This window comes from Prevotella sp. AM23-5, from assembly GCF_003473645.1.
GTDB lineage: Bacteria > Bacteroidota > Bacteroidia > Bacteroidales > Bacteroidaceae > Prevotella > Prevotella copri_A.
This window is the reverse complement of the sequence record NZ_QUCG01000002.1, coordinates 23,252-39,833: the sequence shown is the minus strand read 5'-3', so window position 1 is coordinate 39,833 and position 16,582 is coordinate 23,252. Positions and strand designations below refer to the sequence as shown.

At 48.0% G+C, this 16,582-nt stretch carries 12 protein-coding genes; 7 read left to right on the top strand and 5 right to left on the bottom strand.

The window, feature by feature from the left end:
- The first annotated feature begins 510 nt into the window (after positions 1–510).
- The 4 genes from rplU to DW657_RS00875 all read left to right on the top strand — a co-directional run bounded on the left by rplU (position 511) and on the right by DW657_RS00875 (position 5,181).
- Positions 511–828 carry a 50S ribosomal protein L21 gene (rplU, locus tag DW657_RS00890; protein ID WP_089543391.1) on the top strand — a complete coding sequence of 106 codons (318 nt, stop codon included), beginning with the start codon at positions 511–513 and terminating at the stop codon, positions 826–828.
- Between the two features lie 19 nt (positions 829–847).
- Complete coding sequence (rpmA, locus tag DW657_RS00885) at positions 848–1,138, top strand: 50S ribosomal protein L27 (protein WP_006848684.1); 291 nt, start codon at positions 848–850, stop codon at positions 1,136–1,138.
- Positions 1,139–1,351: 213 nt separating this feature from the next.
- Positions 1,352–2,644, top strand: a complete 1,293-nt coding sequence (gene serS / locus DW657_RS00880) for a serine--tRNA ligase (protein WP_117663378.1) — start codon at positions 1,352–1,354, stop codon at positions 2,642–2,644.
- Between the two features lie 191 nt (positions 2,645–2,835).
- The gene (locus DW657_RS00875) at positions 2,836–5,181 is read left to right on the top strand and encodes a bifunctional dihydroorotate dehydrogenase B NAD binding subunit/NADPH-dependent glutamate synthase (RefSeq protein WP_118311065.1); all 2,346 of its coding nucleotides are present in this window, start codon (positions 2,836–2,838) and stop codon (positions 5,179–5,181) included.
- 295 nt (positions 5,182–5,476) lie between these two features.
- Here DW657_RS00875 and DW657_RS00865 read toward each other — a convergent pair whose 3' ends face one another.
- From DW657_RS00865 to mazG, 5 genes are all read right to left on the bottom strand, one after another.
- Positions 5,477–6,901, bottom strand: a complete 1,425-nt coding sequence (locus DW657_RS00865; RefSeq protein ID WP_118311063.1) for an outer membrane beta-barrel protein — start codon at positions 6,899–6,901, stop codon at positions 5,477–5,479.
- Positions 6,894–7,427: an RNA polymerase sigma factor gene (locus tag DW657_RS00860; RefSeq protein WP_367383238.1), complete on the bottom strand. Its 534-nt coding sequence runs from the start codon at positions 7,425–7,427 to the stop codon at positions 6,894–6,896. Before DW657_RS00860 ends, DW657_RS00865 begins: the two co-directional genes overlap by 8 nt.
- A 105-nt stretch (positions 7,428–7,532) precedes the next feature.
- Entirely contained in the window at positions 7,533–8,447 is a 915-nt protein-coding gene (locus tag DW657_RS00855) for a ribonuclease Z (protein WP_118311062.1), read from the bottom strand.
- A 26-nt stretch (positions 8,448–8,473) separates the two neighbouring features.
- Complete coding sequence (locus tag DW657_RS00850) at positions 8,474–9,034, bottom strand: hypothetical protein (protein ID WP_118311061.1); 561 nt, start codon at positions 9,032–9,034, stop codon at positions 8,474–8,476.
- A gap of 73 nt (positions 9,035–9,107) precedes the next feature.
- Complete coding sequence (mazG, locus tag DW657_RS00845; protein ID WP_118311060.1) at positions 9,108–10,043, bottom strand: nucleoside triphosphate pyrophosphohydrolase; 936 nt, start codon at positions 10,041–10,043, stop codon at positions 9,108–9,110.
- 697 nt (positions 10,044–10,740) lie between these two features.
- Between mazG and DW657_RS00840 the strand changes: the two genes are divergently transcribed.
- The 3 genes from DW657_RS00840 (at position 10,741) to DW657_RS00825 (ending at position 16,230) form a co-directional block, all read left to right on the top strand.
- On the top strand, positions 10,741–13,422 hold the full coding sequence (locus DW657_RS00840; protein ID WP_118311059.1) for a valine--tRNA ligase: 2,682 nt from the start codon (positions 10,741–10,743) through the stop codon (positions 13,420–13,422).
- Positions 13,423–13,546: 124 nt separating this feature from the next.
- The gene (locus DW657_RS00835) at positions 13,547–14,821 is read left to right on the top strand and encodes a clostripain-related cysteine peptidase (protein ID WP_118311122.1); all 1,275 of its coding nucleotides are present in this window, start codon (positions 13,547–13,549) and stop codon (positions 14,819–14,821) included.
- A 386-nt stretch (positions 14,822–15,207) separates the two neighbouring features.
- Positions 15,208–16,230 (top strand): GYF domain-containing protein, encoded by a 1,023-nt coding sequence (locus DW657_RS00825; RefSeq protein ID WP_118311057.1) that lies wholly within the window; start codon positions 15,208–15,210, stop codon positions 16,228–16,230.
- The last annotated feature ends 352 nt before the right edge of the window (positions 16,231–16,582 follow it).

Genomic DNA, 16,582 nt, shown 5'->3' with positions numbered 1-16,582 from the left:
AGAAGCTACGCTCAATCTAACAAAATGAAAACGTTTGCACTCTTTTTTCTGTTAACGGGAGTTAAATATTATCTTTGTGCACCTACACACTTGACATAAGCCAAAAAAAGTTTCAAAAAGATTTGGAGATATCAAAAATAAGCCTTACCTTTGCAGCAGTTATCCTGAAAACAATCTTTTTACCTTAAGGAAAACTAATACCTATTGAAGATTTGGAGCGGTAGCCTGTGAAGGTCATCGCTTTTTTTGTTTATACCCCCTTTTTTGTTAATACCCACTTTTTATTACCCACTTTTTGTTAATAGGCCTACGTCTTTGTTAATTCTTCCTAAAAGAAGAAGGTTTTTCATCCCTTTATTCTCTTATTTCATAGAAAATAAGTAATTTTGCACCCCGAATGCTCATGGATTGGGCAAATATTACAGAAAAAGTTAAGTTCGTTGGGGCTCGGTAAAGATCCGGCACGATGCAGGACGCCTCGCGGAAAAACCCGTTTATATAAATAATTAAATGTACGCAATCGTAGAAATTAACGGTCAGCAGTTCAAGGCTGAGGAGGGCAAGAAGCTCTTCGTACATCACATCAAGGATGTTGAGGCAGGTCAGACTGTTGAGTTCGACAAGGTTTTGCTCGTTGACAAGGACGGCGCAATCACTGTCGGTGCACCAGCTGTAGAGGGTGCAAAAGTAGTAGTAGAAGTAGTGAACCCACTCGTAAAGGGTGACAAGGTTATCGTCTTCAAGATGAAGCGCCGCAAGGACTATCGCAAGAAGAACGGTCACCGTGCACAGTTCACTGAGGTATCAATCAAATCTGTAATCGCTTAAAATTAGGAGGAATTAGAAAATGGCACATAAGAAAGGTGTTGGTAGTTCTAAGAACGGCCGTGAATCAGCTTCACAAAGATTAGGCGTTAAGATCTGGGGTGGTCAGAGCATCATCGCAGGTAACATCATCGTTCGCCAGCGTGGTAACAAGCACTTCCCAGGTGAGAACGTAGCTCAGGGTAAGGATGATACATTGTATGCTTTGGCAGACGGTATCGTTTACTTCCACAAGGGCCGCAAGGACAAGAGTACAGTTTCTGTTCTCTCTCCAGAGGTTTACGCTGAGAAGACTAAGAAAGCTGACGCTTAAATTTTAAAGTTTTAGAAAAAACTATTCCAAACAAACAACATAGAAGCCTGCTCATACCTAGAGCAGGCTTTCTTCGTTTAACCCCCATAAAAACCACGAAAAAACTTTAATTCTACCCTTCTCTGCAAAAAAGTTGGCATTTTTTTGCGCTATCACAAATATTTTTTGTAATTTTGCCTTCAAATAGGAAAATTAATATAAAAAAGAAATATTATGCTTACACTTAAACTCATCAGTGAAGAAACTGAACGTGTAGTTAAAGGTCTCGAAAAGAAGCATTTTCCAAATGCTCGTGAGGCAGTAGAGAAAGTTTTGGAGTACGACAAGATTCGTCGCGAAGCTCAGCAGAAGTTGGATAACAACAAGCAGCAGGCTAACCAGTTTGCCAAGCAGATTGGTGCCCTGATGAAGGAAGGCAAGAAAGAGGAAGCTGAGAGCGCTAAGGCTCAGGTAGCTATGCTCAAGGCTGATGCCAAGGCTCTGGAAGAGATTATGGAGAAGGCTCAGAATGATATGACCAACCAGTTGCTCGAAATCCCTAACATTCCTTGCGAGCAGGTTCCTGAAGGTAAGGATGCTGCTGACAATGTAGTTGTAAAGGAAGGCGGCGAAAAGCCTAACCTCGGCGCAGACGCTCTCTGCCACTGGGATCTCCTGAAGAAGTACAACCTCGTTGACTTCGACCTCGGTGTGAAGATCACAGGCGCTGGTTTCCCTGTATATATCGGCAAGATGGCTCGCTTCCAGCGTGCTCTCGAGGCATTCTTCCTCGATGAGGCCCGCAAGAGCGGATACCTGGAGATTCAGCCTCCTTACGTAGTTAACGAGGATTCTGGTCGCGGCACAGGTCAGTTGCCAGACAAGGAGGGTCAGATGTATCACGCTAATCTCGACAACCTCTTCCTCATCCCTACTGCCGAGGTTCCTGTAACCAACATCTTCCGCGATGTTATCCTCGATGAGAAGGATCTCCCTATCAAGCGCTGCGCTTACTCTGCCTGCTTCCGTCGTGAGGCTGGTAGCTATGGCAAGGACGTTCGTGGCTTGAACCGCCTGCACCAGTTCGACAAGGTAGAGATTGTACGCATCGATAAGCCAGGTCACTCATACGAGAGCCTGAACGAGATGCTCGACCACGTAGAGGGTCTCTTGAAGAAGCTGGAGTTGCCATACCACATCCTCCGTCTCTGCGGTGGTGATATGAGCTTCACCTCTTCTATCTGCTACGACTTCGAGACATGGAGCGCAGCACAGGGTCGCTGGCTGGAGGTTTCATCAGTATCTAACTTCGAGAGCTACCAGGCTAACCGACTCCACTGCCGCTACCGCCATGCAGAGGACAAGAAGATTGAGCTTTGCCACACCCTTAACGGTTCTGCTCTCGCCTTGCCACGTATCGTAGCAACCATCCTGGAGAACAACCAGACTCCAGAGGGTATCCGCGTTCCTAAGGTATTGGTTCCTTACTGCGGATTCGAAATGCTCGACGACAAGAACTTCGATTAATTCGATTCATTCGATAAAACATCGATTCATTCGATAAAATTAAAATAAAACATATTGTACGAGGATAACTTCGGCTACCCAAAAGGCGGCCGCAGTTATCCTTTTGCATTTTATATACCATGAGCAAACATCAAGATAACTAATAAGAAATAGAATCAAAAATAGTATTCAACATAAAAAGTTAATAGCCCATGAACAAGATTATCAAGAAAATACAATACTCTGAAAAGGTATTCCGTTTCGATGTGGAAGCTCCACTCATCGCCAAGAGCCGCAAGGCTGGCAACTTCGTCATCATCCGTGTAGATAACAACAGCGAGCGCATGCCGCTGACCATCGCCGATGCTGATATCGAGAAAGGCACCATCACACTGGTGGTACAGAAGGTAGGACTCTCCTCTACCAAGCTTTGCGCCCTGAACGAGGGCGATGAGATTCACGACGTGGTGGGACCACTCGGAAACCCTACCCACATCGAGAACTTCGGTACCGTGATCTGTGCAGGTGGTGGCGTAGGTGTAGCTCCCATGCTCCCTATCATCAAGGCACTCAAGGCAGCAGGCAACCGTGTGCTCAGCGTGATTGCAGGCAGAAGCAAGGACCTCGTCATCATGGAAGATGAGGTGCGTGCATCCAGCGACGAACTCATCATCATGACCGATGACGGAAGCTACGGCGAGAAAGGCGTAGTAACCGTGGGCATCGAAAAGCTCATCAATCAGGAACATATAGATAAGGTGTTCGCCATCGGTCCTCCTATCATGATGAAGTTCTGCTGCCTCCTTACCCAGAAATATAATCTTTCTACTGATGTATCGCTTAATACCATCATGGTAGATGGTACCGGTATGTGCGGTGCCTGCCGTCTCACCATCGGCGGCAAGACCAAGTTTGTCTGCATCGATGGTCCGGAGTTTGATGGCGCCCAGGTAGATTGGGATGAGATGTTCAAGCGTATGGGCACCTTCAAGGATGTAGAGCGCGAGGAGATGGAGCACTTCGAGGAACACCTGGCTACAGTGGATGCAGGGAAGAAGAAGGAGACTACAGACATTACGATGGATGTGGAGCCGACAGATGCATCCATAGAAGAACTGACCGACCGTAACGCAGAGTGGCGCAAGGAGTTACGTGCATCGATGAAAGCAAAGGAACGCACCGCTATCGAGCGCGTCAAGATGCCAGAACTGGACCCAGTTTATCGTGCAACTACCCGCACCGAGGAAGTAAACATCGGTTTGACCAAGGAGATGGCTTTGACAGAGGCAAAGCGCTGTCTCGACTGTCCGAAACCAACCTGTATGGAGGGCTGCCCAGTGAGCATCAACATCCCATCCTTCATCAAGAACATCGAGCGTGGGCAGTTCCTTGCTGCAGCCAAGGTTCTGAAGAACACCTCTGCCCTACCAGCCGTTTGCGGTCGTGTTTGTCCTCAGGAGAAACAGTGCGAGAGCAAGTGCGTACATCTCAAGATGAACGAGCCAGCCGTAGCCATCGGCTACCTGGAGCGTTTCGCAGCCGACTACGAGCGTCAAAGTGGCAACATCTCTGTGCCTGAATGCGATGAGGCAAACGGCATCAAGGTGGCGGTAGTGGGTTCAGGTCCTTCCGGCTTGAGCTTTGCTGGCGATATGGCGAAGAAGGGATTCGACGTCACCGTGTTCGAGGCTCTGCACGAGATAGGCGGTGTATTGAAATATGGTATTCCAGAGTTCCGATTGCCAAACGCCATCGTGGATGTAGAGATAGAGAATCTCCAGAAGATGGGTGTGAAGTTCATTACCGACTGCATCGTGGGCAAGACTATCTCCGTGAAGAATTTGGAAGAACAGGGATTCAAGGGATTCTTCGTTGGTTCGGGAGCAGGACTTCCTAACTTCATGAATATCCCTGGTGAGAACGCCTTGAACATCATGTCATCCAACGAGTATCTTACCCGTGTGAACCTGATGGATGCAGCCAACCCTCACACCGACACCCCTATCAACCTGGGTAAGAAGGTGGTGGTAGTAGGTGGTGGAAACACAGCGATGGACAGCTGCCGCACCGCTAAGCGTCTGGGAGCCGAGGTAACATTGGTTTATCGCCGTTCGGAGGCAGAAATGCCAGCCCGACTTGAGGAGGTGAAGCATGCCAAGGAAGAAGGCATCAACTTCATGCCCTTACATAATCCAAAGGAATATGAGGCGGATGAGAAGGGCGCAGTAAAGGCTGTGGTCTTGGATGTGATGCAGCTCGGAGAGCCTGATGCCAGCGGCCGTCGCCGTCCGGAAGCAACAGGCGAGACCATCACTTTGGAGTGCGACCAGGTAATCGTAGCAGTTGGTGTAAGCCCTAACCCACTCGTTCCTCAGAGCATCGAGGGATTGGAACTCGGCAGAAAGAATACGATTGCCGTAAATGACCAGATGCAGAGTTCTATTGAGGAAATCTATGCTGGCGGCGACATCGTAAGAGGTGGTGCTACCGTAATCCTTGCCATGGGAGATGGTAGAAAGGCTGCACTCAACATGAGTGAGAGGCTTTTGAAGAAATAGTATAAAGGGGGGGCATAAGTCACATCCAATACGCCCTGAAAGAAGAGTGTGTTTTGCATCCACACGCCCTGAAAGGGCAGAAGCTCCTAGCCCAGGGCATCGCCCTGGGTATTTGTGGATGTAAACCAGTCGCCCTGAAAGGGCAAAAGCTTTCAATTTCAAAGCTTTTGCCCTTTCAGGGCGACTTTGCTTTTTGCAAACATTACCCAGGGCGATGCCCTGGGCTAGGAGCTTTTGGGCTTTCAGCCCGTCCTCGGCTGCCATTATCTAGACTTATGACACACCCTCTTTTATACTATAGATTGAATCTCAAACCGAACTGGAGATTGAAATTCAACTTCTTATCCTTGAAGGTATTTTCCACATGACTTCCGTTATCGAAATAATATTTAGCACCCGGTTCGATATACAGACCCACCTTTGGCGTGATGTCATACTGCGCACCGAGCGAAGCCTTTCCTGAGAACTGCACTCTGTCGCGCTTGGCATTCTCTTTCTTTACTCCCTCTTCTTCGGTATCATTCTTCACATTGTAATCAGCCTCAGCACCAGCCATCACGTAAGCATGGAAACCTCCACTCTGCCAGAATTCATAATTCAATCCCACCGGAATACCCACATAATGAAGCACCTGATGAACATTGTAGCTACTACTTGATGCATATGGATAAAAATCAGAAGAAGTGCGTGTATATACCAAGCCCGTGCTCAAAGACAGACGAGGTGCAATGCCAAAGGCTACCTGCAGACCAACAGAAACCGGAGCATGATGCTTGGCATTCCCCTGCTGGTTTCTTTGAATCGCCTTATAGGATGCCAAGAGATATTCTTCTCCATATATGCCTCCAGCCGTTGGATCAGGGATGACACCAGGCATCGGTTCTGCCATCGTTCCATAGCTAAAATCATTATAGCCTCCAGACGCGTCGGAATTCACACCGCCCAAACTTGGCGTCAGGTTTTCGGCATAGAGTTGCATCGACCAGCCAGAAACCTCCTCATTTTTTTCAAAATGATAAGATTGAGAAGCATACGCTGCCGCATGATGATCGGTAGAGCGGGTTAAGGCCTTATGATTGGATTTCTCTGCAAGCAAAGAGATTTCATTCTCAGATTCTTTCTCAAGAACATTACCCATCTTCTTTTGGGATGCAGCGGATTGCAAATCCGCTGAAACAACGAGGGATGGAGCTGGTTGAGATGCAGCGGATTGCAAATCCGATGAAACAACGGGGGATGGAGCTGGTTGAGATGCAGCGGATTGCAAATCCGCTGAAACAGCGTGGGATGGAGCGGATTGAGATGCAGCGGATTGCAAATCCGCAGAAACAACGGGGGATGGAGCGGGTTGGGATGCAGCCAATTGCAGATTACCCTTTTCCACATCCTCCTGGTGCAGATAAACATAGCTTCCACCTATTCCCAATAAAGCCACGGCTGCTGCAGCCGCAGACCATCGCTTGAAATAGACTATCCTGGCATCCTTTTTAGCCTCTGAACTGTCGTGTAAAACCCTGGCATTCTTTTTAGCCTCTGAACCAACGTTTGAATCAGCTGATTCTGAACTTTCTGAAGCTATCGTCTGTGGATTCGACGAAACAGATTCTATATGATTCTGAGCAAGCGATTGTTCAATGCCTGCCCACAAGTCGTGGCTGACAGACTCCTGATAGCCTGCCAACTGGTCTTGAAGTTTGCTTGTCCAATCTTGATTACTCATATTCTTTCTCGTTTATATTATTTAGATATTCATTTATTTTCTTTGCCAGAAACTTCTTGGCTCTTAGATATTGCGAGGCAGAGGTACTCTCCTTGATACCCAGCAGATCAGCAATTTCCTTATGGCTTCTTTGCTCAAACACAAACATGTTCAGAACCAGTCGATAGCCCTCGGGCAATTCACCGATCATCTTCGTCAATACGGCAGGCGGCACCCGTTCTACCTCCGGTTCGTCGTCACTCACATCTTCCGGAACTTCATCCACGAAAGTGATGCGACTCTGCCTTCGGGTAAAGCTGATAGCCTCATTTGCCACAATCCGGAGAAACCACGCCTTCAGCGAGCCTTCGCCCCTGTACTCGAAGTTGGCAATACCAGAGAAAAGTTTCACAAAACTATCCTGCACCACATCCTCCGCATCATCACGTAAAGGGACATACCTCAGCGCTACCGCCATGGCATATCCTACGTAGCGGTCGTAGAGCCGGTGCATCGCCGCCCGACTGCCGCCTTTGATGTCGTGCAAAAGTAGTTTTTCAGATTCCAATTTTCTCTATCTTTTATATATTAAACGAATATCAACACAAAACCTTGCACCAAAAAACAAATTTTTTTTGATGCAAGGTTGTTTTTATACCGAGATAACCATTCCTTCATTGGTGAGATAGCTTTCCTCGAAAACCTCTTTGGCTTCTTTCAGTAGAACCGTCTCATCATTATATCTCGCACTATAATGTCCCAGGAGCAACTTGCCTACCCCGGCAGCCTTTGCCACCATCGCAGCCTGCTTCGCCGTACTATGGTTGTAGATCTTAGCCCGGTCTTCCTGCTCCGAAGTATAAGTACTTTCATGATAAAGTACCGTAACCCCCTTCACCTTTTCCCAGAGATTCGGAATATATCGGGTATCACTCATATAGGCATAACTGCGGGGCGTGTCGGCAGGTGTCACCAGACGGGCATTCGGAATCACCTCGCCATCTTCGTTGGTCCAGTCAGCCCCATTCTTGATGTTGTTGATCTGACTGATCGGGATGCCGTAGTAATCTATCATATCCCTCTTGATATGAGGCAGCGTAGGCTTCTCTCTGAAGATATAGCCGCAGCATGGCAGACGATGCTTCAGAGGCACCGTCTCCACCGACAGAGAATGATCTTCATAGATTATCTGCTGTTTCTCCGTATCCACCGGAATCATCTCCATCTCATACTCCATCGTCTGCATAAAGAAGTCAACCTGTTGTTTAAACAGAGTAGCATAATCCTTTGGAGCATAGACTCTTAACTTAGATGTTCGTCCGAGCATTCCGAGCGTAGAAAGCAAGCCCATCAAACCAAAGCAATGGTCTCCATGCATGTGGGTGATGAAGATGGCATTGAGCTTGGAGAAATGGATATGGGAACGACGGAACTGCATCTGTGCACCCTCGCCACAATCTATCATATAGCACTTTCCCCGCATCTCTATGAGCTGCGAGGAAGCATTGTGTTTCAGGGTTGGCAGCGCACTGCCACACCCCAGTATATGTATCTTAAATGGTTCCAACTTAATCTAAAATTTAGAATGACAATTTACTCCTGGCGCTTGAAGACATAGATGCCCTGGGTATTTTCCAGCATCAAGCTGTCAGAGCCCAGTTTGTCGATGGCAAAGGTATCCTTGTTGAGCAGGAGCTTTCCGTTCAGGATTTTCCATGAAGTCCAAGGATTGGTCTCAGCCTTCACATTGTTTTTTACCTCTCCACCTTCCAGCAAGTCGAAGTTCTTGTCGAGCGAAGTCCATTTACCCAAGAGTGAAGTAAGATTGATGATTTTCTGTGCCATCATCTCTCCATCCTGTGCCTTGTAACCGATAAGAGCGATGCGGTCGCCTGCCAGCAAACCACCCTGCACGATGTCTGGCTGCTCATCATCGATGAAGACAGAGAGCGTGTCACCCTCATCAGAAATCAGCTCCAGATTGTGCATGGAAGTTCCCTCACCACAAACACCGTAGATGGTTGAATCATCGGCAACTTCCTCCAGATCGAGGGAATCTGTAGGAGTGATTACCTGTGCGGTTTTCTTATCCTTGCAGCTATTGGCAGCAAAGAGTACCACCAAAGCCATCATCATATAAACTAATCTTTTCATAATCCTTATAGTTTTTGTTGTTATAAAAACGTCCTATTTATCTTGTTTATCATGAAGCTCCTCCTATTGAAGCTTACGATTCTTTCTGAAGTCTTTCCTGTTTCTTGGCTTCATCCCACAGTTTATCCATCTCTTCCAAACTCATGTCTTTCAGATTCTTACCCTGCTTGAGCGAATGATCTTCTACATAGTTGAAACGGCGGATAAACTTCTGGTTTGTCTTCTCCAGCGCATTGTCAGGATTGAGCTTATAGAGACGGGCTGCATTGATGACGGAGAAGAGGAAATCGCCGAGTTCCTGGGTTGAGTTTTCCTTGTCATCCTTGGCAAGTTCTGCCTTGAGTTCTTCCAGTTCTTCGTGTACCTTATCCCATACATCCTCCTTCTCCTTCCAGTCGAAGCCCACGTTTCGTGCCTTGTCCTGAATGCGATAGGCCTTGATAAGGGATGGCAGGGAATTTGGCACACCGCTCAGAACGCGCTCGTTGCCATCTTTCTCCTGCTGCTTGATCTGCTCCCAGGTTTTCTCTACCGAGGCAGCATTCTTGGGTTTGGTGACACTAAGAGCCAGGGTTTCTTCCGAATTGGCAGTTTCTGCCTTCTCTTCTTCCACTTCCGACTCTCTATATACCACCTGTCCCTCATCATTGATATACATATCAGGATTCGCCACAGTCCATTCTCCCTCTTCCTTCCAGTTGATGAAAGGATGGCGGAACATCAGTTTGTCAGCTTCCTGATTGCAGACATCACAGATATCGAACTCGCCGTCTTCTCTGCCGATGATGCTATAGAACATCACGTGCTCCAGCACATCGCCCAACTCCTTCTTGATATCCTTGTAATCGCGCTTCATCAAGGCGTCACAAAGCTCGAAAGTCTCCTCGATGGTATTCGGACGAAGACTCTCAAATGTCTGCTTCTTATCCCATGGACACTGCAGGCGCAAACGGTCCTGCACATCCAGCAAGCGGCTGAACGCCGCCATTTTCTCTTCTTTCGTATGCATTGTTTAAATATATTATATTCAAGTGTTTAATATTCTACATTCAAGTTCACAAATAAGCCCCACGCACAGAACTAACGAGGTTTGCCCCCATACGCCATGAATCAACGAGGGCTGCCCCATACGCCATGAAACAACGAGGGTTGCCCCATACGCCCTGAAAGGGCAGAAGCTCCTAGCCCAGGGCATCGCCCTGGGGATTTATGGACGCATGCCTATCGCCCTGTAAGGGCAAAAGCTTTCAAGTACCAGCCAACATACAAAGCTTTTGCCCTTACAGGGCGCCTTGTTGACTGCCAATATACCCAGGGCGATGCCTTGGGCTAGGAGCTTCTGCCCTTTCAGGGCGTGTGGAGCCAGCTTGCCATCTTTATTTCTGCCCTTTCAGGGCGTACTTAAACCACTTGCGAAAGATCAGTTCCATAATTTTTAAAGGTTCTTCTTCCACTTCTTCCCCGCTTTCGTATTAAGAAATATGGCGAAAGAAACAGCTGCCACACATACCATGACATTAAAGAGAAACCAAGCTCCCATAATATCCCAATTCATATTTCTACTTTTTTACTGCATTACTAACCATCGTTTTGTGCAAAAATTAATAATTTTGATGCAAAGATAGCATTTTTCGCTCAAAAATTCGTATCTTTGCACCGTTTTTTAAGGAAAAAGAAAGAAAAAGAATAAAAATTAGATAGAAACAATGGAATTAGCAAGTAAATACGATCCACAAGCAGTGGAAAGTAAATGGTATCAGTACTGGCTCGACAACAAGCTTTTCAGCTCTAAGCCAGATGGTCGTGAACCTTATACGGTGGTAATCCCTCCACCAAACGTAACAGGTGTGCTCCACATGGGACACATGCTCAACAATACTATCCAGGATATTCTCGTTCGCCGTGCACGCATGGAGGGCAAGAACGCTTGCTGGGTACCAGGTACCGACCACGCTAGTATCGCTACCGAGGCTAAGGTGGTAAATCGCCTCGCTCAGCAGGGTATCAAGAAGACTGACCTCACTCGCGATGAGTTCCTCAAGCATGCTTGGGACTGGACTCACGAGCACGGCGGCATCATCCTCAAGCAGCTCCGCAAGCTCGGTGCCAGCTGCGACTGGGACCGCACAGCATTCACCATGGACGAGACCCGCTCTCGTGCCGTAATCCACGTTTTCTGCGACCTCTACCAGAAGGGACTCATCTATCGTGGCGTGCGAATGGTTAACTGGGACCCTCAGGCCCAGACTGCACTCTCTGACGAGGAGGTTATCTACAAGGACGAGCACTCTAAGCTCTACCACTTGAAGTATTATGTAGTAGAGCAGGACTGCCAGCAGGTGGACGAGGAGAACGTGATGCACAAGGATGAGAAGGGCTACTATGCTGTGGTAGCAACAACCCGTCCGGAGACCATCATGGGCGACTCTGCCATGTGTATCAACCCAGAGGATAAGAAGAATACCTGGCTGAAGGGTAAGCACGTAATCGTGCCTCTCGTAAACCGCGAGATTCCTGTTATCGAGGATACATACGTAGATATCGAGTTCGGTACCGGATGCTTGAAGGTAACTCCAGCTCACGATATCAACGACCACGCCCTCGGTTTGAAGCACGGCTTGGAGACCATCGATATCTTCAACGACAACGGTACCATCAGCGAGGCTGCAGGTCTCTATGTAGGTATGGACCGCATGGACGTGCGCAAGCAGATTTCCATCGACCTTCAGAACGCCGGATTGATGGAAAAGATTGAGGACTATAATAATAAGGTGGGCTTCTCTGAGCGTACCAATGTGCCTATCGAACCAAAGCTTTCTACACAGTGGTTCCTCAAGATGCAGCACTTTGCTGACATCGCCCTCCCTCCAGTGATGGACGATGACATCGAGTTCTATCCTAAGAAGTACAAGAACACCTATCGCCACTGGTTGGAGAACATCAAGGACTGGTGTATCAGCCGTCAGCTCTGGTGGGGTCACCGCATCCCAGCCTACTACTTCGACAATGCCGGCAAGAAGGATTTCGTGGTAGCAGAGACTGCAGAGGAGGCTCTGAAGCTCGCTCAGGAGAAGAACGCCAGCATCAAGGCTGAGGATCTTGAGCAGGAGAGCGACTGCCTCGACACCTGGTTCTCTTCATGGTTGTGGCCAATCTCTCTGTTTGATGGCATCGAGCATCCTGACAACGAGGAGATCAACTACTACTACCCTACTTCCGACCTCGTAACTGGTCCGGATATCATCTTCTTCTGGGTAGCACGTATGATCATGGCTGGCTACGAGTATCGTGGCAAGATGCCATTCAAGCACGTATATTTCACAGGTATCGTTCGCGATAAGCTGGGTCGCAAGATGAGCAAGAGTCTCGGCAACTCACCAGACCCATTGGATCTGATTGACAAGTTTGGTGCCGACGGCGTTCGTATGGGTATGATGCTCAGTGCTCCAGCCGGCAACGACATCCTCTTCGACGAGAGCCTTTGCGAGCAGGGACGTAACTTCAACAATAAGATCTGGAATGCCTTCCGCCTCGTGAAGGGTTGGGAGACTGCGGATATCGAGCAGCCTAAGAGTGCTGAAATCGCCGTGAAGTGGTTTGACGCCAAGCTCAAGGAGGTGAACGAGGAGATGCAGAAGCAGTTTAAGGACTACCGTATCTCTGAGGCATTGATGACTGTATATAAGCTGTTCTGGGATGAGTTCTCATCTTGGTACCTGGAGATGGTGAAGCCAGCTTACGGTCAGCCTATCGACCAGAAGAGCTACGACGCTACCCTCCGTTTCTTCGATGCCCTCCTGAAGATGTTGCATCCATTCATGCCATTCATCACCGAGGAGTTGTGGCAGCACATCTACGACCGCAAGGATGGCGAGAGCATCATGCGCGAGAAGCTGGAGATTCCTGCACCTACAGCTGAGGAGCAGAAGTTGGCAGCCGACATTGAGGCAGTGAAGCAGATTATCGCCGGTGTTCGTACCGTTCGCAACCAGAAGAACATTGCCCAGAAGGAGCAGTTGTCTCTTCAGGTAGTAGGCAAGAACGATTTCGAGGCATACAACGACGTAACGCTGAAGATGGCTAACCTCGACAAGATTGAGGTCATCGCCGAGAAGAGTGCCGATGCATCCAGCTTCATGGTAGGCACCGACGAGTTTGCCGTACCATTGGGCGACCTCATCGACGTCGCAGCCGAGATTGAGAAGGCAGAGGCTCAGCTCAAGCACCTGGAGGGCTTCCTGATGGGCGTTTGCAAGAAGCTCAGCAATGAGAACTTCGTAGCTCACGCCCCTGAGAAGGTAGTGGCTCTGGAGCGCAAGAAGGAAAGCGACTCTGTAGAGAAGATTGCTGCCCTGAAGGCTACCATCGAGGAACTCAAGAAGAAGTAACAAATTCTTTTTTTATATATGTTGAATGTTGAGTGTAGAATGATGAATGCAGAATCTCAGACGGATGAATTCGTCAGCCATTCTGCAACTCAACATTCAGCATTCAACATTCAACTTTTTTATTATGATCAAGAAGCTTTTCACCTTATTTATATGTATGTTTTCGTTCGCCATGACTTTCACCAGTTGTAGCGACGAGGCTTTTGATGTGGATAGCGTCAACAAGCAGACCATCCTGGTATATTATCCATGGACAGGCAGTACCACCAGTTCGGGTTTGAAGCAATACCTAGCCAACAACATCGACAGCATCTGCCAGGGTATCGTAGCCAAGAAAGGACTCAGTGACTCACGTGTGATGGTATTTTTCAGCGAGAAATACAACAAGAGCACACTCTACGATTTGCAGTACGATGCCGCCAGCAGGAAGGTGAACTGTGTGCCCGTGAAGACCTACGAGGACAACAGCTATTGCACGGCAGAGGGATTCGCCAACCTTCTCAATGAAGTGAAGCAAAATGCCGAGGCACTCAACTATGCCCTCATCATCGGAGTACATGGTTCCGGATGGACCTATGCAGAAGATTGGGTGAATTATCCGAACTATGCCCGTCCTGGCTTCGGAAGCACTGCCACAGCCGGCAAGCCATCCAGTGCATTCAGCGGCATCCAGTTTGGTAGCGACCCAGACCATCCGGTCACCCGCTTCTTTGGAAGTGTAAATTCCAAGAGTTATGCCATGGACCTCCCAACCCTGGCAGAAGGAATCAGACAGAGCGGAATGAAGATGCAATACATTCTCTTCGATGCCTGCTATATGGGAAATGTGGAGACAGCATACGAGCTGAAGGATGTCACCAACTATCTCATCAGTTCGAGCAGCGAGGTGATGGCTATAGGCTTTCCATACCGAAGCATCTGGAGCATGCTCAATTCCGCAACGCCCAACTATTCCGGCATCGTAAACGGCATTGTCAACTTCTACAAATCCAGCTATGTACCTTATTGCAACATGGCAGCCATCGACTGTCGCGAGATGGATAATCTGGCTAGCGTCATGAAGGAAATCAACAGCAAATATACGCTCGATTCCTCCACTCCTCTAGAAACGATCCAACCTCTCGACGGCTTCACTCCTAACCTGTTCTATGACATGTCGGTATATGTAGATAGCCTCAAGCCAAGCGGTTACCTGAAAGATCAGTTTGCCGCCCAGATGCAGAAAACCATCAAGGCTGCTGCACATACCGATGAGGCATTTACCATGCTGAAGGACCCGTATAGAGGAACCATCTTCCAGGTGAAGAGCTATTGCGGTCTTTCCATCTCCGACCCGAGCCAGCACAGTGTAGCCCTGAAGGGAAGAGAGAAGACAGGATGGTGGAAGGCAACACACTAATACCTGAAGCAGCACGCCCTGAAAGGGCAGAAACTCCTAGCCCAGGGCATCGCCCTGGGAATTATGGACGCAAGCGTGCCGCCCTGAAAGGGCAGAAGCCCCTAGCCCAGGGCATCGCCCTGAGTATAATAGCAGTTTACAAGACGCCCTGTAAGGGCAAAAGCTTTGTATATTGCCAGGTATTTGAAAGCTTTTGCCCTTACAGGGCGACAGGTTTGCGTCCATAAATACCCAGGGCGATGCCCTGGGCTAGGAGCTTCTGCCCTTTCAGGGCGTGTGGGGCTTACTTGCAAAGGTTAAGTACTCATAAAGAGGAACTTACTTGCAAAGAAAGGTTAAGTACTAATAAAGTTTAATGTTAACATTTAAAAATTAAAAGGACAAAGATGGAATTTTTTATAATCGATCATAATGGACAGCAGGCAGGTCCTTTCAGTTTCGACCAACTCGTACAGAAGGGCATCAGTCCCGAAACACTGGTGTGGAAGCAGGGTATGGCAGACTGGACTCCTGCCTGGAAGGTAGAGGAACTGAGAGCAGTACTGGAAGCTATAGAAGCCAACCAGAGCAACCAGAATGCCCAAAAGCAAGAAGGAGTTCAGCAAGATTTCCAGCAGGAAACCTACCAGCAGGATTATCAGAAAGCCCAGCAGGAAGCCTATCAGCAGGGATTCCAGCAGGGAGCCTATCAGCAGGGATTCCAGCAGGGAGCAGCAATGAATTCGAATTTCCAGCAGCAGTCTAAGAAGAAGACGAGCCATTTCGCCATAAAGATGGTGATCGGTCTCATCATTTTCATCCTTGCCCTATTTGCCATAACCAATCCGGGCGCAGATGCTCATAAGGAGAAGGTTCGCACGGAGGCAAGCAAGGCAGTAGAAAAGGCGGTAGGATCTACCGACAACAATTTCTTCTCGCAGGCGCTCCGCTCTGTAGCCAAGATGATGGCTGGCAGCATGATGGACGAAGCGATGAACCAGCTTTTCGAATACCACAACTATATCGTTTGCTCTACGGGTTCCGTAGAGTTCAACGGCAAGCCGCATACCGTGAGTTTCGGTATCCTCGGCAATGTCTATACGATGAATGCCGACGATATGGTGAAGGCGCTGGAATCTGCCGATAATCTCCATATCGAGGAGTCGGAATCAAATGTATCCTCTGACACTCCTAATATGGATAGCTCAGATTCAGAAGCCAATGTCAATGAGGACCAGGCTGAAAGCGATGAAGGCAGCTTCAGCACAAAAATGCAGAAGAAACTGGAAGAGAAAGCCAATCAGGCTTTCGATAAGGCTGCGGATAAAGTGAGCAAGAAGGTAGAAGAGAAAATCAACCAGAAGCTCGACGAAACCACCGATTCTTCCAGCATCGAAAAGATAATCGATAAGATCCTGGAGTTATTTTAACGGCATATAATTTGCCAGGATTTCATAGCACAACAGCTGATGGGCATCTGCACAACAGCTGATGGACAACCGCACAACAGCTGATATGCAAGCGCACAACAGCTGTTGTGCGGTTTTAGATATAGCCAATCCCAACGACAGAGATTATATCTTCCAACAACTATCCCTATTAACTTCGAAGACTTTTCATATTACTTACGACAGCTAATCATATCACTTACGACAGCTAATCATATCACTTACGATGGCTAATCATATCACTTACGATGGCTAACCATATTACTTACGATAGCCATCAATACTAGTTATCATCATTACCCATATTTTAGAGCATCAGGTACAAAAAAGGCTG

Excerpts from the sequence above, each read along its gene's own strand:
- DW657_RS00835 (WP_118311122.1), top strand. The coding sequence starts at position 13,547 with ATGATCAAGAAGCTTTTCACCTTATTTATATGTATGTTTTCGTTCGCC.
- rplU (WP_089543391.1), top strand. The coding sequence starts at position 511 with ATGTACGCAATCGTAGAAATTAACGGTCAGCAGTTCAAGGCTGAGGAG.
- DW657_RS00875 (WP_118311065.1), top strand. The coding sequence starts at position 2,836 with ATGAACAAGATTATCAAGAAAATACAATACTCTGAAAAGGTATTCCGT.
- mazG (WP_118311060.1), bottom strand. The coding sequence starts at position 10,043 with ATGCATACGAAAGAAGAGAAAATGGCGGCGTTCAGCCGCTTGCTGGAT.
- DW657_RS00825 (WP_118311057.1), top strand. The coding sequence starts at position 15,208 with ATGGAATTTTTTATAATCGATCATAATGGACAGCAGGCAGGTCCTTTC.
- rpmA (WP_006848684.1), top strand. The coding sequence starts at position 848 with ATGGCACATAAGAAAGGTGTTGGTAGTTCTAAGAACGGCCGTGAATCA.
- serS (WP_117663378.1), top strand. The coding sequence starts at position 1,352 with ATGCTTACACTTAAACTCATCAGTGAAGAAACTGAACGTGTAGTTAAA.
- DW657_RS00840 (WP_118311059.1), top strand. The coding sequence starts at position 10,741 with ATGGAATTAGCAAGTAAATACGATCCACAAGCAGTGGAAAGTAAATGG.
- DW657_RS00850 (WP_118311061.1), bottom strand. The coding sequence starts at position 9,034 with ATGAAAAGATTAGTTTATATGATGATGGCTTTGGTGGTACTCTTTGCT.
- DW657_RS00865 (WP_118311063.1), bottom strand. The coding sequence starts at position 6,901 with ATGAGTAATCAAGATTGGACAAGCAAACTTCAAGACCAGTTGGCAGGC.